The organism is Gemmatimonadota bacterium, assembly GCA_040388535.1.
Classification (GTDB): Bacteria; Gemmatimonadota; Gemmatimonadetes; order Gemmatimonadales; family GWC2-71-9; genus Palsa-1233.
In genome coordinates this window covers 213,083-233,675 of sequence record JAZKBR010000002.1, presented here as the reverse complement: position 1 = coordinate 233,675, position 20,593 = coordinate 213,083, and the positions used below count along the sequence as shown (strand labels likewise).

16 protein-coding genes are annotated in these 20,593 nt (G+C 65.2%); 8 read left to right on the top strand and 8 right to left on the bottom strand.

Features of this window, described 5'->3' with window-relative positions:
• Positions 1-17 precede the first annotated feature (17 nt).
• Positions 18-554 (top strand): hypothetical protein, encoded by a 537-nt coding sequence (locus V4558_04620; GenBank protein ID MES2304763.1) that lies wholly within the window; start codon positions 18-20, stop codon positions 552-554.
• A gap of 194 nt (positions 555-748) precedes the next feature.
• Entirely contained in the window at positions 749-1,321 is a 573-nt protein-coding gene (locus V4558_04615) for a TetR/AcrR family transcriptional regulator (GenBank protein ID MES2304762.1), read from the top strand.
• On the opposite strand, the gene V4558_04610 is transcribed toward V4558_04615, so the two are convergent.
• Positions 1,318-2,247 (bottom strand): DUF72 domain-containing protein, encoded by a 930-nt coding sequence (locus V4558_04610; GenBank protein ID MES2304761.1) that lies wholly within the window; start codon positions 2,245-2,247, stop codon positions 1,318-1,320. The two genes, V4558_04615 and V4558_04610, sit on opposite strands and share 4 nt — an antisense overlap.
• Before the next feature lie 144 nt (positions 2,248-2,391).
• Between V4558_04610 and V4558_04605 the strand changes: the two genes are divergently transcribed.
• Together V4558_04605 and V4558_04600 are read left to right on the top strand one after the other, a co-directional pair.
• Positions 2,392-3,867 carry a DUF2271 domain-containing protein gene (locus tag V4558_04605; protein MES2304760.1) on the top strand — a complete coding sequence of 492 codons (1,476 nt, stop codon included), beginning with the start codon at positions 2,392-2,394 and terminating at the stop codon, positions 3,865-3,867.
• 6 nt (positions 3,868-3,873) lie between these two features.
• Complete coding sequence (locus V4558_04600) at positions 3,874-4,458, top strand: PepSY-associated TM helix domain-containing protein (GenBank protein ID MES2304759.1); 585 nt, start codon at positions 3,874-3,876, stop codon at positions 4,456-4,458.
• A 57-nt stretch (positions 4,459-4,515) separates the two neighbouring features.
• On the opposite strand, the gene V4558_04595 is transcribed toward V4558_04600, so the two are convergent.
• The gene (locus tag V4558_04595) at positions 4,516-5,202 is read right to left on the bottom strand and encodes a YceI family protein (GenBank protein ID MES2304758.1); all 687 of its coding nucleotides are present in this window, start codon (positions 5,200-5,202) and stop codon (positions 4,516-4,518) included.
• Between the two features lie 151 nt (positions 5,203-5,353).
• On the opposite strand from V4558_04595, the gene V4558_04590 reads away from it, so the two are divergent.
• Genes V4558_04590 through V4558_04580 form a run of 3 tightly spaced genes read left to right on the top strand, consistent with a single transcriptional unit; the run spans position 5,354 to position 9,233 of the window.
• Positions 5,354-5,743, top strand: coding sequence for a BlaI/MecI/CopY family transcriptional regulator (locus tag V4558_04590; GenBank protein MES2304757.1), 390 nt, complete (start codon positions 5,354-5,356; stop codon positions 5,741-5,743).
• Positions 5,743-7,890 (top strand): M56 family metallopeptidase, encoded by a 2,148-nt coding sequence (locus tag V4558_04585; GenBank protein ID MES2304756.1) that lies wholly within the window; start codon positions 5,743-5,745, stop codon positions 7,888-7,890. The genes V4558_04590 and V4558_04585 overlap by 1 nt, the downstream gene beginning before the upstream one ends.
• Complete coding sequence (locus tag V4558_04580) at positions 7,890-9,233, top strand: HEAT repeat domain-containing protein (protein ID MES2304755.1); 1,344 nt, start codon at positions 7,890-7,892, stop codon at positions 9,231-9,233. The genes V4558_04585 and V4558_04580 overlap by 1 nt, the downstream gene beginning before the upstream one ends.
• 80 nt (positions 9,234-9,313) lie before the next feature.
• Here V4558_04580 and V4558_04575 read toward each other — a convergent pair whose 3' ends face one another.
• A complete protein-coding gene (locus V4558_04575; GenBank protein MES2304754.1) occupies positions 9,314-11,659 on the bottom strand; it encodes a DUF5916 domain-containing protein in 2,346 nt (781 codons plus the stop codon).
• Positions 11,660-11,816: 157 nt separating this feature from the next.
• Complete coding sequence (locus V4558_04570) at positions 11,817-13,571, bottom strand: serine hydrolase domain-containing protein (protein MES2304753.1); 1,755 nt, start codon at positions 13,569-13,571, stop codon at positions 11,817-11,819.
• Between the two features lie 209 nt (positions 13,572-13,780).
• Here V4558_04570 and V4558_04565 point away from each other — a divergent pair, with 209 nt between their 5' ends.
• A complete protein-coding gene (locus V4558_04565; protein MES2304752.1) occupies positions 13,781-16,282 on the top strand; it encodes a zinc-dependent metalloprotease in 2,502 nt (833 codons plus the stop codon).
• Between the two features lie 6 nt (positions 16,283-16,288).
• Here the strand turns inward: V4558_04565 and V4558_04560 are convergent, their stop codons facing one another.
• From V4558_04560 to V4558_04545, 4 genes are all read right to left on the bottom strand, one after another.
• The gene (locus V4558_04560) at positions 16,289-16,723 is read right to left on the bottom strand and encodes a hypothetical protein (protein ID MES2304751.1); all 435 of its coding nucleotides are present in this window, start codon (positions 16,721-16,723) and stop codon (positions 16,289-16,291) included.
• Positions 16,724-16,808: 85 nt separating this feature from the next.
• Positions 16,809-19,829 (bottom strand): DNA polymerase III subunit alpha, encoded by a 3,021-nt coding sequence (dnaE, locus tag V4558_04555; protein ID MES2304750.1) that lies wholly within the window; start codon positions 19,827-19,829, stop codon positions 16,809-16,811.
• 6 nt (positions 19,830-19,835) lie between these two features.
• A complete protein-coding gene (locus V4558_04550; GenBank protein MES2304749.1) occupies positions 19,836-20,417 on the bottom strand; it encodes a DNA-3-methyladenine glycosylase I in 582 nt (193 codons plus the stop codon).
• The coding region (locus V4558_04545; protein ID MES2304748.1) for a hypothetical protein at positions 20,414-20,593 on the bottom strand (180 nt) is incomplete at its 5' end. The genes V4558_04545 and V4558_04550, both read right to left, overlap by 4 nt.

Here is a 20,593-nt window from a genome sequence, read left to right as displayed (position 1 = left end):
CTCCATCCCCATTGGGAATGCGCGAGGTCGCCCGCCGGTCCGGGATGGCCTATCGCAGCGCCGAAATCGCCATCAAGGAACTCAGCCAGCTGGGGATCCTCGAGCGGATCGATGGCAGCCGCGAGCGGCTCCTCAGAATTTCGGCAACTCATCGCCTCGGCGGGGCAATCACGGCACTGCTTCGGGCGGAGGAGGACTATCAGCCAGCGCTCCGGGCCGAACTGCGAGCACTGGCTGAGTCCGGGAAACGGGACGCGGTGATTGAGGTCGCGATCGTCGGGGCCGCTGCCAGGCAGGAGGAGCGGATCGGCAGCCCGCTCGAGTTGCTGCTGCTGGCAAAGGATGACCCTTCGGCGCGTCGCTGGGCCGCAACGTTCAGCGCTGCTGGGCACCAGCTGGAGCAGCGCTTCGGTGTCCTCCTGGCAGTGTCGGGCTACAGCCTCGATCAGGCTCGGCGGCTGTGGGTCACCCGGACGGCAGTTGCGGAGCGGTCTATCAGCAGTGCTATCCCGCTTCTCGGTGGCGATCTTATCAAACTGCTGACGCATCCGTGATGCGCGTGTAGGCGACGTACACATTAACCGAGCCAGCCACTGCTACCGCGCTAGAATGAGCTTTCTGGCCGGAAACCTGCTGATGTAGGCGTTGTAAACATTAGGCGTCGAACGCCTCGAGCAGTTCGAAACCGAGTGTCTAGCTCGTCGGAGTTGGCATTGTCAACATTAACTCATTGGCCTACCTTCTTGCCATGAACCGGCCCTACCACCATGGCACGCTGCGGAGCGCGGTGCTGGCGGCAGCGAGAAATCGCCTCAAGACTCACCCTGCGGCCGAACTCTCGTTAAGAGAGGTCGCCCGGGTCGTCGGCGTTTCCTCCAACGCTCCCTATCGGCACTTCCCCGGCAAGGATGGTCTGACCGAAGCGCTTGTCGCCGAGGCGTATCGCGAACTCACTGGCATCGCGGAGCAGGCATTGTTGCTGGAGGACGGCGAGATCGCGGCCCTGGCCTCGGGATACACCAGCCTCTGGCGCGAGGAACCCCGACTGCTCTGGTTGGTGAGCACCCAGGACTTTGCCGGCCGCGATCCCGAGAGCGAGGTCGTCCTGGCGCGCGATGAATGGTTTGCGGCGCTCGTCGCCATTGTCGAGGCGGAAGCGGGCAGGTTACCTGCCACCGAGGCCTATCGTCGTGCGGCAGGCGTCTGGGCAATCCTGCAGGGCGTCGCGCAGCTTGGTGGCGTTGGCGGGAAAGGCCTGCTTAGCGCAGAACTGCTGCCGGATGCGGGGGAACTTGCCCGGAGAGTGGCACGAGGACGCTAGCCGCCGAGACGTCGGGCCACCGACGCGATGGTGAGTGGTGCGCTTCCTTCCGCCCGGTTGTTTACGATGAGGTAGGCGGGGATGCGCAATTCGAGCGCTGCCTTCGCGAGCGCCACAAGGTCGGCGCGCAGCGTCGGATTTTCATCCTGGACATGGTCGTACGGAGCAAACGCGTCGACGGCCTCGGAATAGGTGCGGCCGGGGCGGAGCAGTGCCCTGGAGATGATGAAGTTCGCCGTGATCGAGTCGTGCAGCAGCAGTTGCTCGCCAATGGCCGGCATCCGCGTCCAGGAATTGAAAACGTGGGCCACTCCGTGGGTACGCAGTACCGTGAAGTATTCCGGCGTCAGGAACTCGGGGTTGCGGATCTCGACCGCGTAGGGCAGATCGGTAGGCAACGCGCCAAAGAACTGGTCGAGTCGTTCAGCGAAGCGCGATGGGGTGAGGTTGTCCTTTTTCGCGATCGCCTGGAATTCGAAGACAAACGGGCCGATGTGTCCACTGAAATGTTCGCGCATCGGGGCAACCACTTCGGCGAGGAAGAGCTCGGCGTTGAGCCAATCCGGGTTGGCTTGCCCCCAGCGCGCCTTTTCCCGCGGGTTGGCAAAGGTGTGGGCCGTGATACGATCCCAGACTTTGGTGACGCAGGGAAAACCGTCGGGCAGCGCCTCGCGGTACCCGAGCAGCGTCTTTGGCGATGGCGGAGCATAGAAAAAGGAATCGACACCAACAGTACGGAAGAGCGGCCAGCGTGAGTATTCCGCCAGCATTCGCGCACCGGCACCCGTCGCAGGATAGTCCTTCTCGTAGACCAGCCCTTTCCAGCCCGGATAGGTCCAGGATGAGGTACCGAAGCGGATCAGCTCCGGCACCCGCTCGGCGATACTGCGAATTTCTTCGGCAGACGGCCAGGATGGGTGGGTCATTCAGAACGATACCACGGGACTCGGGATCCGGCAGCAGGGCAACTTTCGCTCGAACCCCGGCGTAGATATGCCGTCACGAACCGTGGTTGAGTAGACTTTTCCATCGGCTGATCGTCGCCGCGTGCCTCTCTTTCAGGAGTCGCTGTGCTGCGCCTCGGTTTCCTCGCTTCGCTCATCTTCGTTCCCGCAGTGTCGGGAGCTGTTCATACCCCACACGCCATTCCCTACACCTTTCGCCGGGAAGGGGTGCTGGGCACATCGCTTGACCTCACCTTCGTAACGACATCGTCGGCCGATGCCAGGCGTGCTGAATCGGTGGCACTGGCTGAAATCGAGCGGATACGCCTGCTCACCAGCACGTGGGACTCGACCTCCGAGGTCTCCCGGTTGCAGCGGGTGGGCCGACTCGATGCCGCGTCGCCGGAACTGCGCGAGGTCTTGAACCTCTACCAGTCCTGGGGCGACCGAACCGGCGGGGCCTACACCGCGCAGATCGGCGTCCTCACCACGTTGTGGAAGGGTGCCGAGCAACGCGGCGAGCCGCCCTCGCCCGAAGTCCTTGCCGCGCTCGTCACCTCGCTGCGTCAGCCCGCATGGCAGATCGATCCGCAGAGCGCCGCGATCAGCATGCTGCGGCCGACCCGGCTCGATCTCAACTCGCTGGGCAAGGGATACATTGTCGACCGCGCAGTGCAGGCGGTGCGCGAACAGGTCCCCGGCGTGGTTGGCGGGCTGATCAATATTGGTGGCGACATCCAGACCTGGGGCGAAGCGCCCGCGGGCGCAGCGGCATGGCGCATCGGCGTCACCGATCCGCGTCGGCACGCCGACAACGCGCCGCCGCTCACGGAAGTCACCGTCGGTAATGCGGCGGTGTCCACGAGCGGTGGCTATGCCCGTGGCTTCACCATCGCGGGACAGCACTACTCGCACATCATCGACGCGCGCACCGGCCTGCCGGTGAATCGCGTTCTGGGTGTGACCGTGATCGCCCCGGACAACGCCACCGCCAATGCCCTCGCGACCTCGCTCTCTGTGCTCGACCCGGTGGAAGGACTGGCTCTGGTGCGCTCGGTGCCCGGCGCCGAGTGTCTGCTGATGACAGCCGCTGGAGAGACGATTCGATCGCCCGGCTTCGCGCGCTACGAAGTAGCGGAACCCGTTGCCTCGATGACTCCTGCGCGAGCGGTGGAAGCCACGATGGCCGTTGACGTGACGCCGGCCAACTACAACCGGCATCGCCCCTACGTCGCGGCGTGGGTCACCGATACGACCGGTAAACATCTTCGGACACTGGCCCTCTGGGGTGATCGACCCAAGTATCTCCGCGAGTTGAGCAAGTGGTGGGGACTCGAGAGCACTTCGCCCGAGGTCGTGAACGCCGTCGCGCGGGCGACCCGCCCCGCAGGCAAGTACACCATCGAGTGGGATGGGCTCGATCAGGCGAATGCGCCGGTCGCCGCCGGCGCGTACATGTTCTGGCTCGAGGTCGCCTTCGAGAATGGCGCCCACAGCCTGCGCAGTGTGGTCGTCACTTGCGAGAACACGCCAGCCACCGGGATGATGACGGCGACCGATGCCTTTGCTGGCGCGCAGGTCGACTGCGTCTACAAGAAGTAATCGGGAGTGTCACGCGTCTATCGGAGTGTGATGGCGGTGAGCCGGACAATTCACGTCTACCTCACCATGTTCGCCCTGCTGCTGATGTTGTTTTTCGCGGTGACCGGCCTGCTCCTGAATCACGAGGAGTGGCTCGGCGCAGACAGCGTGCAGCCGGTCGAGTCGCAGGGGCAGCTGCCGCTCGCGCTGCTGAGCGGCCCGGACAAGTTGATGGTGGTCGAGAAGTTGCGCGCCGACTACGGCGCCGTTGGCGCTGTCACGACATTCGATGTCGATGCGCAGACGTTGCGAGTCGAGATGAAGGGGCCAGGCCGGCATACTGAAGCCGAGATCGACCGGCGTTCCGGAAAGGCGACCATCCGTGTCGAACGTCGCGGCTTCTTCCTGCGACTCGACGACCTCCATCGCGGCAAGGATTCGGGCAAGGCGTGGAGCTGGGTGCTCGACGCTTCCGCCATCCTGCTGTTGATCGGGTCGGTGACCGGATTGCTGATGTGGATCGGCCTGCCGAGACGACGACGACTCGGTGTCGTCGCACTGCTGGCGAGTATCGTGATCTGTCTCGCCATCTATCTCGCGTTTGTGCCCTGACGTACGAAAGGCCCCTGATGGGGCCTTTCGCATCTCCAGGATCTGATCGTACTCGGATCAGGGTTTCGCGGAGTTCTCGCGGATCAGGTGGAAGTCGTACTCGAGCTTGATGTCGTCATCCACGCTTGCGACCACCGGGAGTCGCGGCTGGGTCATGTTGTATTCCGCGAACTTCAGGTGGGTCGTTGCCGTCCCGCTGATGTGATCCCCCGCGACATTGGCGACCACGTCCCAGCTCGTCGCCTTGGTCACCCCGTGCGTGGTGAAGTTGCCGAGCAGGGTCAGGGTCAGCGTGCCCGATGCGGGCAGCGTGACAGGGAGGCCCTTGATCGATGTCACCACCAGTTCTGCCTTGGGGAAGCGCGCAATCTCGAGTGCGTTGTGCTGAAGAAAACGGTCGCGCATGGCGCGATCGCTCTTGAGTGTGGTCAGGTCCACGACCCAACGCGAAATGGTGGTGTCGGCCTTGCCCGTCGCGTCGATCTGGAGTGCGCCGGTCAGTGAGGTGGTACTGCCGACCGCATCATTTTCGATGGTCGAGGCCGCCAGCAGCTCGCGCACGCGATAGCGCGCCTCGTTGCCAGTGGCGCCCAGATTGAATCGCAGGGGCGGCGCTGCCACGGGCTTTGCGGCGGCGGACTTCTTCGAGGAAACGGACTTCGTGCCGGCCCTGGTCTGGGCCGAGATCGAGACGGGAAGGATCAGGAGCAGGGCGACAGCGAATCGGGCGGTCCTGCGGGTCATCGAGTACTCCTCACCAGGTCAGGCTGCAGGCCGGATTTGCGGCCGAATTGTCCCCTCTGGTACGAGATCAACCGGTCGGAAGTTGGCGGGAGTTGACAGGGCCGTACTACGGCTGTAGATCTACACCTGTAGATCAACCACTGGGGACCCGATGAACGAACGTCATCAACTGACCGACCTCCAGATCGCCATCCTGCGATTGCTGTGGACTCGCGGGGAGCTCACGGTGATCGATATCTGGGAGGCGCTTCACGCCGAGCGGGGGCTGGCGCAGACCACCGTGGCCACCCTCCTGTCCAGATTGCAACGCCGGGGCGTCCTGGCGCGTCGAATCAATGACCGCCAATACCTCTATCGTGCCCTGGTGACCGAGGCGGATGTCCAGGTCTCCATGGTCGAGGAGTTGACCGAGCGGCTCTTCAACGGCGACGTCCCGGCGCTGGTGAGCCATCTGCTCAAGGCCCAGGACATGTCGCCCGGCGATCTCGACCGCGTCCGCCGCATGATCGAAGAAGTGGACCGCACCAAGGGAGCCCTGTGATGACCAGCACTCTTCCCTCCACCGTGCTCGCCTGGCTGCTGACCTATGCCATTCACAGCACAGTACTGCTCGGTCTCGCCTGGGCGGTGACCCGTTTCCGGCGCGACCCGGCGACCAGTGACATTCTCTGGAAGGCCGCCATTCTCGGCGGGCTCCTGACCGCCAGCATACAGCTGCGCCTCGACGTCCGGCCGAATGGCACATTGACGTTGCCGAGCGTCACCCAGGCCGCCCCGACGAAGGCTGGCCTGGATGCGCCCGAGGTGAAAACCCTCGGCACTGTCAAGCCGCTGCCGGTTGCCGATCCTGCACCGGCGCAACCGCAGGTCGGTCTCGCACCAGATGCATCTACGCCTGTCAACACGCCGAGCCGGTCGCGGCTCTCGGCCGCCGCGCTGCTCGTGGGGATCTGGGCGGCCGTGGCGCTCCTGCTCGCCATTGGCTATGCGGCGCGACGCCTGATTCTCGTAGGTCGCCTGACGGAGCGTCAGCCGCTCAGCGATGGTCCGATCGTGCAAATGCTCGATGCCCTCCGTCGGGATGTGGGCTATCGCCGGCGGGTGGTGCTCACCACGGCGCGGACGATCTCCTCACCGGTCGCGCTCGGCCTCGGCGAAATCTGCCTGCCCGAGGCCGCGCTCACCGATCTGCACCCCGAACTGCAGCGCAGCATGCTCGCGCATGAGCTGGCACACCTGTCACGCCGCGATCCGATCTGGCTCGATACCGCGTCGCTGATTGAACGTCTCTTCTTCTTCCAGCCTCTCAACCATCTCGCTCGGCGCGAAATGCAGAATGCGGCCGAATACCTCTGTGACGACTGGGCGGCGCGCCGCACCGGTTCGGGTATTCCGCTGGCGCGCTGCCTCGCAAAGGTCGCGGAATGGATTCAGGCCTCACCCCTTGGCGTGCCCGTTGCGGGCATGGCGGAGCAACGATCAATGCTGGTATCCCGGATTTCACGACTCATCGAGGGCGGCACTCCCGGCGCCCCGACGCCGCGCCGCGGCGCAGCAGTAGTGGCCTTGCTGGCGTTGGGCGCAACCATCGCGATTGCACCCGGCGTGTCGGGTCGGGTCCGTCAGGCCAAGCTCGACGGCGCTGTTTCGACGGAAGAGCAGCAGCAAGCGGGCGAGGAAGGGCCGGGGCATCCGCGCAGCTTCACTGCGGCCGCGATGGCCAGGATCGCCCGTCTCGCGGGCCGCGACGCCGCACGCACCGCCGCCCGCACCCGCATCGACGCCGGTGTGATCGCGGCGCGCGTCGGCCGGATCGATGTCGGTCTCAGTGGTGATAAGACGCCGGCAGATACGACGGTGGTCAACGCACTCATCGGGCGACTCAAGGATGACGACGCGCAGGTTCGTGCCGCCGCGGCACGGTCACTCGGCCGACTCGAGGACGCGCGCGCGGTGCCGGGTTTGATCGTCGCGCTCAAGGACGACGACACCAAGGTGCGCGCCGCTGCGGCAGACGCGCTGGCGCAGTTCGAGGATCCCCGCGCCATCGGCCCGCTCACGGCGTTGCTGAGTGATCCGAATGCCGAGGTGAAGCAGCAGGCCCTCGATGCGCTCGGCAACTTCGAGAAGGGTGTTCCTGCGGCGCCCATCGCACGCCTTCTCGATGACCCCGACGCGGACGTTCGCCACGAAGCAGCTCATCTGCTCGGTCGGATCGGCGACCGCTCCAGCAGCGCGGCGCTGGCGAAGCTGATTCGTGACCAGTCGGTCGATGTGCGTCAGGCCGCGATTGAAGCACTCGGCGAACTGAATGATCCGTCGGCGGCGAGTGCCGTGCTGCCGGCCCTGGGCGACGGCAATCCCGAGGTACGCCGCCAGGCGCTCGAGACCCTCAACGAACTCAAGGGTGCGATCCCCGAGACCACCTTGCGCACCCTGCTCAATGACAGCAACTCCGAAGTGCGTGCATCGGCGGCTGGGCTTGTGGGCGAGCGTTCAATCGTGGCGCTGGTGCCGGCGCTGCAGAAGCTGATGCAGGACAGCAATGGCGATGTGCGTGAACGGGCGATCGACGCGCTCAGCAACATGGCCGATCAGTCGGCGCGTGATGCCCTGCGTGCCGGGCTCAATTCCTCCGATGCCAAGGTCCGGAGGCGTGCGGCGGAGGCCCTCGGGGAGCGGCCGTGATGCGTGCGCTCGCACTCGTCGCGGGGGCTGTGCTGGCGGGCGGAGGTGCTGCTGCCGCCGTGGTGACCCTTGCTCCGGTTGCGCCGATCTCGGTGCACATCGGCCACCACAATGATCGACCGGGCGCTGATTCGGGCCGGGTGGCAACACTGCTCGACGCGTTGGGCAAGACCGATCCAGTGGTCTGCGAGTTGATTGGCGATCAGCTTGGCAATTTCTGGTCGAGCGGCTCGAGCGCCGGCCTCGGCCGCCTCGCTGACGCTGCGGCGACCATGCAGTCCGCCAAGGATTCACTGAGTGGCACCATCAGCGATCCACGTGCGATCACGCTGCTCGTATCCCGGCTCGCCGCTGACGATCCTTGCGTCCGCCGGGTGTCCGCCAAGTTGCTCGGGCGCAGCACTGTTCCGACATCACGGCTCGCATCTCTGCTTGAGGACGCCTCACCACGGATTCGTGAGGGTGCCGCGCTCGCAATCGGCGAAGATGAACGTCCCGAATTGCGGCTACCGCTCGAACATTCACTCGGCGATCGCACGCCGGCCGTGGCCACGATGGCAGCGTGGGCGCTGGGACAGATCGAGGACAAGGCCTCTGCGCCCGTGCTCGGTCGGATCGCGCGGTCCGGCAACGGGCGGCTTCGTGTCGCAGCGGTCTGGGCGCTCGGGCAGATCGAGGATCCCGCCTCGGTAGGCGATGTGCTCCCCGCCCTACGCGACGGTGACCCGGTATTGCGCACCATTGCAGCCGAAGCGCTCGGGCAGATCGAAAGCAAGAGCTCCACGGCGGCACTGATCGAGGCACTCGGTGACCAGGTCGCATCGGTGAGGGCTGCTGCCGCCGATGCGCTGGGCCAGGTGGAAGACGCCACGGCAGTGAACGCACTGGAACGGGTTCTTGAGCGCGACAGCGATGCGGACGTTCGCCGCGCGAGCGCCCAGGCGCTGGGACAGTTGAGCTCGGCGCACTCGGCCGGTGTACTGGCGAAGGCGCTCTCCGACAAGGATCAGGATGTGCGCGCGGCGGCCGTGGAGGCGATCGGCAATCTCGACGAACTGCATACGGCGCCTGCGGAACTGGTCCAGGCCCTCTCCTCGCGTGACGCCGAGTTCCGGCGCCAGGTGGCGCAGGCACTTGGCCGGATCGCCGACCCGACGACTACATCGGCGCTCGTCGGGTTGCTCACTGACGGCGATCGCGAAGTGCGTCTGGCTGCCGTGGAAGGGCTCGGCGAGATCGGCACCTCGGCGGTGATGCCCGGGCTGACGCGGGCGCTCGACGACAAGGATCCGGAGATTCGGCGTGTTGCCGCTGAAAAGCTTGGTGACATGAAAGACCGGTAACCGCTGAGGAGTACCACAACAACCGACGGGCGACAGGGAGTCATCCTTGTCGCCCGTGGCCGTTTCGGTGGCCCGAGGCTTCAACCGGTCGGGCGTTCGCCACCTGGGCGGAAGAGATACGACAGTTTCACGAAGAAGCCGTCGCTCTGGCGGCCGAGCTTGTCTCGCAGGTCGTCGTTCGGTCGCAGCGAGTTGGTTCCGTAGCCGACATACATCACCGTGCCGGGGTTCGGGAAGTAGCTGAAGAGCAGGTTGCTGGTCAGCGAACCATTCGAGTAGCCCGCGGCCGGCGCGTACTGACCGTTCGACTGCCGGATCACGATCGGCAGGTTGGTGCGCGAATCGTCGCGGAGGGCATCGCGGGACTCGAACGCATACTCCGAGACCACCCTGACCTGGAATGCGCGCGAGAGCTGATATTCGATCCGCGCGCGCGGCACCCCTTGCACCAGCACGCGCGAACCGTCGGTGCGTCGGTTCACCTGCTGATGATTGTAGGAGAGATTCATCCGCAGCTGGCTCGTGGGCCGGACCGTGAGGCCGAGCGTGCCAACGATGATGTTACCGGAGGCCCATTCGGGAAAGTTCTCGTCGTGTCCCCAGAGCAGCGAGCCGTTGACCTGCAGATGCTTGTAGTTCGGCGAGCTGAAACCGGCGACATAGTCGCGATTGGGGATACGGCCCGGGGCGACCCACGGGGCGATCGATCCATCGGGGTTCTGCAGCGCATACCGCGTGAAGATCGACGGGTCGTAGCCGAAGCTTTCGTCGTAGACCGACGCGTTGAGGTCCCAGCCGCTGCGCAGATGGCCGGTGAAATCGAAGTGGAGCAACCGGTTCTGGATCTCGCCACCATGAATGAAGTCGTCATACCGCCACTGTCCGAAGAGGACGATCTGGCCCGTGAGCACCTCGAGGGTCTTCTTCGGCCGAAGCCAGACATAGGCGTGCGCAATGTTGGCATTCACGATCCCCGGCCGGCTGATGAAGCCGGCATTGGAGCGGAAGTCGGGGCTGATGGCATTGATGGTGTAGGCCGTCCGGAACGAGCGCTTGCCAAGACGATAGGCCGCACTCCAGATCGGCCCTGAGGTGCTGACGCCGTTGCGTTCCGTGCGGGACATCGCGCCGGCAAAGGTGAACGAGTGGATCTTGTTGAGCACGACCCGGCCATCGGCGCCGTAGACCCGGTTGAAGTTGTCGCCATCATGCTGCTCGGTCCACAACGCACCGAGACGTGAGCCGGGCCCGAGATCGTGGGAAGCGCGCACGATGCCGAAGAGCGGGTGATCGCCCGTGGCGGAGGCGATCGTGTCGTCGACGGCCGCGAGCACACCGATCTGGGTTCCGCTGACCTTGCCTGTCAGCTTGGCGGCGACGAGCGGCTGCACGATTCGCCGGGTGTAGATCAGGTTGCTGGGCGCGTCGAACTGCTCGATGCCATCGAGAAAGAATGGCCGTTTCTCTGGAAAGAAGACCGCCTCGCGCGGGTCGAGTGTGAATTGCGAGACGTCGCTTTCCACCTGGGAGAAATCGGGATTGACGGTGGCGTTGAGTGTCAGGTTGCGGCTGAGTCCGTAGCGAACATTGCCCCCGAATTCGGCCCGGTTCGCGTCATAGTCCCACTTGCCAGTCCTGGCGCTACGGGCGCCGTCGACGCTGTAGGTGACTGTGGGCAGAATGTCGAGGACGTGTCCGGTTTCGAGGTCGGTCAGGCCCTCAAGGCGGCCTGACTGCGACAGTAGCGAAGAGGCCCCGATCTTCAGCGGCATCCAGGAATGCTGCTGCGCGGTGCGCGGGACGCCACGGACCACGTTGATGCCCCAGGTCTGTGTCTTCGCCTGCTGTGAGCGAAGGCTCTTGAACGGAATCCGCAGTTCCACCTCGTAGCCGTCGGCGGTCACTCGTCCCTTGGATTGCCAGACGAAGTCCTGTGAGAGATCGACGGCGTCCTTGCCGCCACCACCTTCATTCAGCGCGCCGTCGGCCTGAATGCCGAGTGGATTGACGGCGAAGAAGGATGCTTGTCGCTTGTCGTTGAAGGTCGAGAGAAAGACCTGGATATTGTCATCCGTGAAGATCTGATCGCGGTTCGCCAGCGTGGCTTGCACCGCGCCGGACGCATCGTACGCCCGGACACCGATGAAGAGTGCCGTGGGCGAATACCAGATCAGTACCTGCGTGGAATCCGCTGCGGGCACGCCGTCCACCGGCTTGTACTGGGAGAAATCGGTGAGGACGGCCGCCTCGCGCCACATCGGCTCATCGAGTACACCATCGATCACCGGCTTCGCGGCAAGCCGCGGTGCCTGCACGGTGGTTTCGCCACGCCGGCCCGAATAGGAGCGCCCGGTGGCGGAGGCGATGTGATCGGTGGGACCACCTTGCAGCACAGCAGACAGCGTGGCGAGCGTGAGGATGAGCATACGTATCCTGCGCAGGAGGGAAATGCGTGAGCAGCAAGAACCGACAAGCGTGGCGGGTGGTACGCCGCCGCGCGTGAACCGGTTTCAGTTGCTGATGCGCTTCGCCGAATTGCGTAGAACGATTTTCGCCGCGTGGTACAGGCAGGCGGGATTCATGTTAGCGCGCGTGCCGCGTTGCAACGACCGCAGTGCCGCTGTCGACGGTGATGCTGAGCGCGTTCGAGGTGAAGGTGATGCGCGTGGTACGCATCGTGGCGGGATCGAATGCGACGTATTGCGAGGCACCAGCGGCCGAGCGCTTGAGCGGCGTGAGAGCGGCCACAGTGGCCGGGTCAGCGAAAGTGAGGATGCGCCCGCCACCGGCGAGACCGAATCCCGCCACGACTGCCCCGCGCAGTCCGCGAATGCGGACAAAGGCCATCGCCCGCCCTGGCGTGCCTGTGATTCCCCCGAGTGGCTCGACACGCAGCGGGCCGCCGAACGAATCGGCGAGGGCCGTCAACAGTTGACGCGTTCCTTCAATCGCGCCGGTCACAGGAAGCGAGGGGTGCAACTGATCGCGCAGTCGTGATGCGTCGCCCTGCTGCATTGCCATGAGCGCATCGGCGATAGTGCGCGACGTCGCGGCCGTGTCAACCGCGCCACCGGCGAGGGCGCGGAGGGCGATCGATCCGGTCGCCCCGATTGTGAGCCCGGACGCGGTGGCAGAAACCACTATCGTGTCACCGCCGGCGAGGAGGTAGTGACCCCTGATGCGGCGCTCGTCGGCAACATCGCGCGGGGCGATATCCCGCGGATCAACGACGGGAGCGCCATTCAGCAGGTTGGCAACCACACGAGTGACCACTTCGCGGGTGCCGCCGCTGGCGAGGCGGGCATTGGAGAGCCAGATGAGGGTGAACTTGTCATCGACGTAACGACGAAATTCGGTATTGAACGGGCCGAGGTCGCCAGCGTGAAAGATGAGCGTGGTGCCTCGCGGCGTCGGGAGAATGTTCCAGCCGAAGGCATACCGCGCACCACCGGTGGCGGGCACCCGCGGTGCAAAGAGCGCCTCGGTCCAGGTGGAATCGAGGATCCGGCGTGTCCGCAGGGCGACCTCCCAGCGCGCCAGATCGCGCACCGTGCTGATGACCGAGCCGTTGCCGACGGCGCGGTCGGCCCCGGGGATGTCACTCATCGGTCCCTGGTCGACGCCGAGCTGGACGCCGTGCGGTGCGTCGGTAACAGGCCGACCGAGAAAGGTGGTCGCGCGCATCCCGGCAGGGGCGAAGAGCCGCGTCGTGAGGTACTGCTCGAAGGTCGTCTGTTCGGAGCGCTCAAGCACGCCGGCGAGCAGGGCATAGCCGGGATTGGAGTAACTGAAGCGCCCGCCCGGTGCGGCCTGGAGGGGCAGGGAGAGCAGTTCGTGGAAGAGCGCGTTGCGGTCGGGGGCGGGGTCGAACATTCGCGGTTCGAGGTAGATCATCCCGCTGGTATGCGTCAGCAACTGCTCGATCGTGATGTTCCGCTGGGGCGCCGGCGCGTCGGGGAAGAACTTCGCCAGCGAATCGCTCAGCGCGAGATGTCCATCTGCTGCGGAGCGAAGGATGGCCGTAGCGGTGAATTGCTTGGAGAGGGAGGCCAACAGAAAGGGTGTATCCGGGCCGATGGCGCCGCCGTCGGGTCTAAGTGGACCGAATCCGGCCGCGAGCGTCAGGCTCGTGTCGCGAAGGGTGGCAACCGCGCCGGTCATCCCGAATGGCGCCGCCATTCGGAGCCAACGCTCGAGCCGGATCTCGATGTCAGCCGGGATCTCCGCCACACGGTGCGGCGGTGGCTGGAGGGGTGCCGGGCCTGGCCGGGTCGCGGTGATCACGGCGATGAATCCGGCGACCAGTGCAGCCACACGATGAATCAGGGGCGGCGCCACGCGAGTCATCGGCGATCCTTGCGCAAGAAGATTCAAGGCGAAGGCTCGGCGATACGCCACCGTGGCGGCGGCGGTTTCAGTCAGATGGTTTGGCGGGAGCCCGATTCAGAATGCGACGGATTGTGTTAGAGGTTCGCAAGAAACAAAGCGAAGTGGTCTTCGTTCTATGCCCCAGCAAGATGCTTCCACACTCACAATCGGAATCCCGTATGCCCCGATCAGCTGGTGGAGTATTGCTGGTTCTCCTCGCCGGATGCGCCCGCGCCCCGCATCCCCAGCCCGCGCCCCCTCCCGTTGCCGCTCGTCCACCGGCGGCTCTGCCAGCGGGTCGTCCCGACAGCACCGCCCGTCCGCCGGCGGGTGGCCCCAAGCCCTACGCCAGCGTGATCACTGCCGAGGCGAAGACTCGGCGCGGGCTTTTCGGCGTGCATCAACTCGGCGACAAACTCTATTTCGAGATTCCCGCGAAGGAACTCGAGAAGGACATGCTCGTCGTCGGCCGCTTCGCGAAGGCGGCGGCAGCGGATCCGACTCCCACTAACGGCTTCGGTTCCTACGGTGGTGATCGATTCACGGAGACGAGTGTCCGTTGGGAACGCCACGGCAATCGCGTGGTCCTGCGGTCCACGTCGTTTGCCATCACGGCGGATTCCACCCTGCCCGTGTACCGGTCGGTGCAGAACTCCAATTACGGGCCGGTGATCGCATCGCTCACAGTCGAGGCTTACGGCCCCGACAGCGCTGCCGTCGTCGACGTCACTCGGCTCTTCACCACTAGCGTGCCAGAATTCTCGGCGATCGCCGGGACGGTGGATGCGACACGGTCGTATGTCGAACGCTTTCTCGCCTTCCCCGAAAACGTCGAAGTCGAGGCGACGCAGACCGGGGTGACGGCGGGCCGCGGCGGGCAGCCGGGAGTGCCGCAACCAGCGACCAGCGTGCTGGCGCACTGGAGCCTGGTCCACCTGCCGGATGTTCCGATGAAGAAGCGCCGGGCCGACGAACGGATCGGCTACTTCTCTGTCGAACAGGTCGATTTCGGTACTCGGGAGCAGCGAACCGCGACACACGATTTCATCGCGCGGTGGCGCCTCGAGTGCTCCGAGCGCCGGGCCGGTGCGCTCTGCTACCCGAAGCAACCGATCGTCTACTATGTCGATCCCGCCACGCCCGAGCAGTGGAAGCCGTGGATCCGCAAGGCCATCACCGATTGGCAACCGGCGTTCGAAGAGGCGGGCTTCAAGGACGCAATTGTCGCGGCGGATCCACCGGCCAACGATCCGGACTGGTCCCCCGAAGACATTCGTCACACGATGGTGCGCTGGCTGCCGTCGACGGTGGAGAACGGGATCGGGCCGCACGTGAGCGATCCGCGGACCGGCGAAATTCTCAACGGCTCCTCGATGATCTTTCACAACCTGATCGGACTCGGTCAGAACTGGTACTTCACCCAGGCCGCCCAGCTCGATCCGCGGGCACGCACGATTCCCTTCCCGGATTCGCTGATGGGGCGGCTGCTCGAGTTCCTCGTTGCGCACGAGGTAGGGCACACAATCGGACTGCGGCACGATCAGATCGGCAGCTCGACCTACCCGGCCGACAGTGTGCGCAGCGCCACCTGGGTCCATCGCATGGGACATAGCCCCAGCATCATGGACTACTCGCGAATGAACTACGTCACCCAGCCCGAGGACCGGATCCCGCTCGAAGACATCCTGCCGCGCGTCGGGCCCTACGATCGCTTCGCGATCAAGTGGGGGTACCAGGAACTTCCCAACACCACGACGGAAGGCGAACGCCCGGTGCTGGACTCGTGGCTCCGTGTCCAGGACACGGTGCCGTGGCTGCGTTTCTCCGAAGGGAATGCGTTCGGCGGCTACGGCACGCTGAGCGAGGCGGTCGGCGATGCCGATCCGGTCAAGTCAACCCGTCTCGGCTTCCGGAACATCGCCCGGGTGATGGATATCGTGGCAACCGCCGGGACGCGTGCAGGAGACGACAACGCCCTGCTCAAGGAATTGTACGACAACACCGTGAATCAGTGGGCGACCGAAGCCGGCCATCCGGTGACCATGATCGGTGGTGCGTCAGTGCAATACAAGTCGGGGAGCCAGTCTGGTCCGGTGTACACGCCACTCTCCCGGGCGCGGCAGGTCGAGGCGATGCGGTTCATCGCGGCGGAAGTGCTGAAGACGCCGACCTACTTGATCCGTCCCGAGATCGGCGCGCGCATCGAGGCCTTCGGCATGCTCAACCGGGTATCAGGGGCGCAGAATCGCATCCTCAACGCCCTCTTCAATGATGCGCGAATGAACCGGCTGCTCGAGCAGGCTGCGAACGCCCGCAACGCGGCCGATGTCTATCCACTCGAGGTCTATCTCGATGATGTCCGGCTGGCAGTGTGGTCGGAGCTCGGCGAGGCTTCGCCCATCATCGACGCCTATCGTCGCGCCTTGCAGAACAACTACCTCACCGCCCTCGACCGGAAACTCAATCCGCCTCCGGGCGGCAACGGACTCACGGCAGCGCAGCAGGCGCAGTTCGGTCTCTTTCCGCTTGCCGAGGATGCCAGATCGCAGTTGCGCGGCGAAGGTCAACTGTTGCTGGCCCAGTTGCGACGCGCCCTGCCCACGATCCGCGACCGGGCCACGAGGCAGCATGTCGAGGCGGCGATTCACCGTCTCGGCACCACATTGGAACCGAACAAGTAGTCGGCGTCAGTCCGGCGGCGTCAGCCAGGCAATGGCGAGTTCCGCAGCATACTGCCGGGAAGTGATCGTCTTCCCGGCATAGCGGGCCGGGTCCACCCGGGTCACGCGCAGGATGAGCCCGGCCACCGTGTCGGGCTTTTCGCCGTTCAGGATGACCTGCACGGCCGGCGGTCGCGGCTGTGCGCTCAGCGGATTGTCGAGGACGAACTCGAGCGAGGTTTCGCCCGCCTGAATGCAGGTCACATCCACCGGGCAGCGACTATCCGATTTGACGCTGCTGAACGTGAGCACCCAGGCGCTGTTCTTGAGCTTGACCTGATCGCCGACGCGCATCGTGACTGTGCCTGGTATCGGCACGGTTCCGATGCCATTGGGTCCGGTCGCCGATGTGCAGCCGGTGAGGCCGAGCACCACCAGGAATGTCTTTATGGGCAGGCGCATTGGTTCCCTCCTGACAAGAGCGACGAGCACGGACCATTCGGGGGCACATCTGGACCTCGACGGGTTGGGTCGCGTCACCTGCTCTTCAGCGCGCCCCCATTCGTGCCAGCATCCGCTCGAGCCGCTCGATCTGCCGGATGGTGACGGTATATGCCCCGAACTCTTCCTCGACCACTCCCCGGAAGAGAAAGGGCCCCTGGTCGAAGAGGACGTGGGCGCGTTCGCGATAGACATCGGGAAAGAGTACGCATTCCACGAGGCCGTGACCATCGTCGAAGGTGGCGAACTGCATCGGCTCTTCCTTGATGGTCCGCACCGGCTTGCCAGTGGTGAACATTCCCGCCATCAGCACCTGCTTGCCGACGTGCTGTGCCAGGTCGGTGCTGCGCACCAATCGGAAGCGGGTGAGCGCCTCGGCGTGCAGCGTCATCGGATGGGCATCGAGACAGAAGCCGAGGAGTGCCCAGGCATCACGACGCTTGCGGACATCGTCGTAATCGCGGAGGGCAGGAAGCGGGCGGTGTTCGGTGAGCAGGCCGCCGCTGCTGCGGGCCACGGGCGTGTGCTGGCCGACGCGCGCTTCGGTGTCGAGCGCCCAGAGCAGCTGGGGGCGATTGAGTCCGCCATCGAGGGTGTCGCAGGCACCGACCTTGATGAGCAGGCGGATGTCATCGGCGCTGAGCGCGGTGCGCCGGCGCAAATCCGCCAGATCGCGGAACGGGCCATTGCCCTGGCGTTCGGCGAGCAACTGCGTGGCGCCGGCACTGCTGAGTCCCTTGACGAACTGGAACCCAACGCGCATCGCCCCATTGCACCCGGTGCAGTTCCACTCGCTCTCGTTCACGTCGGGCGGCAGGATGACGACGTTCATTCGCCGTGCTTCGGCCACGTAGGCAAAGGGATGATAGAAACCGCCACCGTTCGCGAGCACTGCCGCAATGAATTCGGCCGGGTGATTGGCACGCAGGTAGGCGCTCTGCTGCGCCACCTGGATGTAGCTGCACGAGTGCCCCTTGCAGAACGAATAGCCGGCAAAGGAGAGGATCATCTGCCACACCGTGGCGATGCTGGCGTCATCACGGCCACGCGCCTTCGCACCCACCACGAACTCGTCGAAGTAGGCGGCCAGCAGCTTGCCGGGGCGCTTCTTGGAGAGCGCCTTGCGCAGGCCATCGGCGGTGGCCCACGAGAGGCCGGCAAAGGCGTGCGACACATTCACCACGTCTTCCTGGTAGACCATGACGCCGAACGTTTCGGCCAGCGTCTCGCCCAGGGATGGGTGCAGCGGTTCGTATGGCTTGCCGTGCAGCCGTTCGAGATAGATGCGGATGAAGCGGTTGGAGGCCGGCCGGATGATGCTGGTGTTGAGCACCAGCAGGTCGAAGGTGTCGGCGCGCGACTTGAGGTTGAGGATTCTGCTCGCCGGTGATTCGGTGTAGAAGACGCCCAGGGTTTCGCCGGTGCGGAAGGCGCGGCGGGTGGCCGGATCGTCGCCGGCCTGCTGCGAGGTGTAGTCGAGTTGCACGCCGGTGTTGCTGTGCACCATCGCGATGGCATCACGAATCACCGCGAGCGAGCGATTGCCGAGGAGGTCGATCTTCACCAGCCCGGCATCTTCGGCACCATCCTTTTCGAACTGGATGACCGGCACGGTGAGATCGGGATGACCATCGAGCTGCTTGGCCGCGCGCTCGATCGGCACCACGTCGGTGAGGGCGTGCGGTACGATGACCACGCCTCCCGGATGCAGCGAGAGGTGGCGCGGCGTGCCGACCAGGGTCTCCGCCACGGCCGCGAGCTCCTGCCACACCTTGGGCAACCGCAGGTCGCGGAAGTTCGCGTGGCTGCCGATGATCTCGCTGGCACTCCCTTCGGTGTACATCGGTATACGCCGGGTGATCTCGCGAATTTCGGCGGCCGGTCGGCCGTGCACCTTGGCCACTTCGCGCAGCGCACCCGCGAGGCGCAGGCAGTTGTGATTGGCCACCATCGCGGCACGCGGGAGCGGATACTTGCGAAAGGTCCACGCGAGAATCTGGTCGCGTTCGTCCCAGGGGAAATCGAGGTCGATGTCGGGCGGATCTTTCCGTGACGGATTGAGGAAGCGCTCGAACAACAACCCGGCGCCGAGCGGCTCCACGTGCGTGATCCCGAGACAGTATGAGACCACCGAATTCGCGACCGATCCGCGACCACAGTGCGTGGGGCCGTGCCGCACGATGTCCTGGACCACCAGGAAGTAGTCGGCAAATCCCTTCATCCCGATGATGCCGAGCTCGTGCTCGAGTCGATCGCGGGTGACCGGCGCGATGGTGCCATAGCGACGGACGGCGCCGTCGTAGGCCTGGGCGCGCAGCTTCGCGAGGGCGTCGTCGGTGTCGGAGGCGCGCGGCGCGATGGTGCGACCAATGGGGATGCGATACTGGCAGCGCTCGGCGAGAACGTCGGCGGCGGTGAAGGCGTCGGGAATGTCGGGGAAGTGCCGCTCGAGATTGGCCGGAGGGCGGAGCCAGGCGTCGCGCGGCCAGGCGTTCTCGACCTGCGCGAGTGTGGTGTTGCCGTGAATTGCGAGCAGCAGGCGATGCCGATTCCAGTCCTCGGCATCGGCACAGACCACGCCGCCCGTCACGACCGCCGGAACGCCGAGGCGCTGCGCGGCGGCGAGTACCTGATGGCGCCCGGGTTCGGGGCGCAGCTCGGCGTAGAGGCCGGCCGGACCGGAGAGCTTCACCAGCCGCTCGAGCAGGTCGATGTTGCGGGTGAGGACGACGAGGCCGGCGCGATCGACGGCGAGCTGGGCGCTCAGCGCGAGATCGGGATTCCAGTGAATGGCGGTGGCGGCGCGGCAGAGCGAGGCCCAGCCGCGCGCGTCTTCGGCAAGAACAACGGCTTCGTGATCGCGAGTGACGAGATGACAGCCGAGGATCGGGCGAATGCCCGCGGTGTCACAGGCGCGCTGGAACTCCACTGCGCCGTAGACGCCATTGGTGTCGGTGAGCGCAAGGGCGCGATAGCCGCGCCGGGCCGCCGCCTGCGCCAGTGCGTCGGGCGACGAAGTCCCCAGTCCGAAGGAGAACCAGGAGTGGACGTGGAGGTGGGTGAACACCTGCGATCATCGTCGATCGTCGATCGTCGATCGATCATCGATGATGGATGATGGATGAGGGATGATCGATGGTAATGCTCGTCGTGCCAATTCCTTTCCGATCGGGCAGTCGGCGGTGTGCGCACCCGGCAACCTTCCGATGCTCATCAGGAATTCGCCGACAATCTCGCCGCCCATGAACTTGAATTCGCGCTTCATCAGCTTGACCCACTGCTCCTTGCTCAGCTCGCCCTGCGCGTCGAGCCAGGCCGCGAAAGAACCATGTGACCCGATGATGCCGACGATGACGCCGGCATTGTGAATGGCGGCATCGACCTTGAGCCGGTTGCGGATGATGCCCGCATCGGCGAGGAGCCGGGTACGCTCGACATCGCCATACCGCGCCACGATGTGCGGATCGAAGCCATCGTAGGCGGCACGAAAGGCGTCACGCTTCTTGAGGATGGTGAGCCACGAGAGCCCGGCCTGGTTGATTTCGAGCACCAGCCGTTCGAAGAGTCCGTGGTCGTCGCGCAGCGGAAAGCCGTATTCCGTGTCGTGATACGGGCCGTGGATGGGGTGGCCGGGGGCAGCGAGGCAATAGCTCACGCGAAAATCTCCGGCCCCGGGTCGGTGGTGCCGCGCAATTCGTTGAGCTTGTCGCTGAGGCTGTCGTCCAGCCATTCCAGCAGCTCCTCGAGGTTGCCGAGATTGGCCTTGATCTCCTCGTAGTCCGGATCGTCGGGGATCTGCTCTGGCGGGGTTGGCGGCGGATCGGTTTCAGC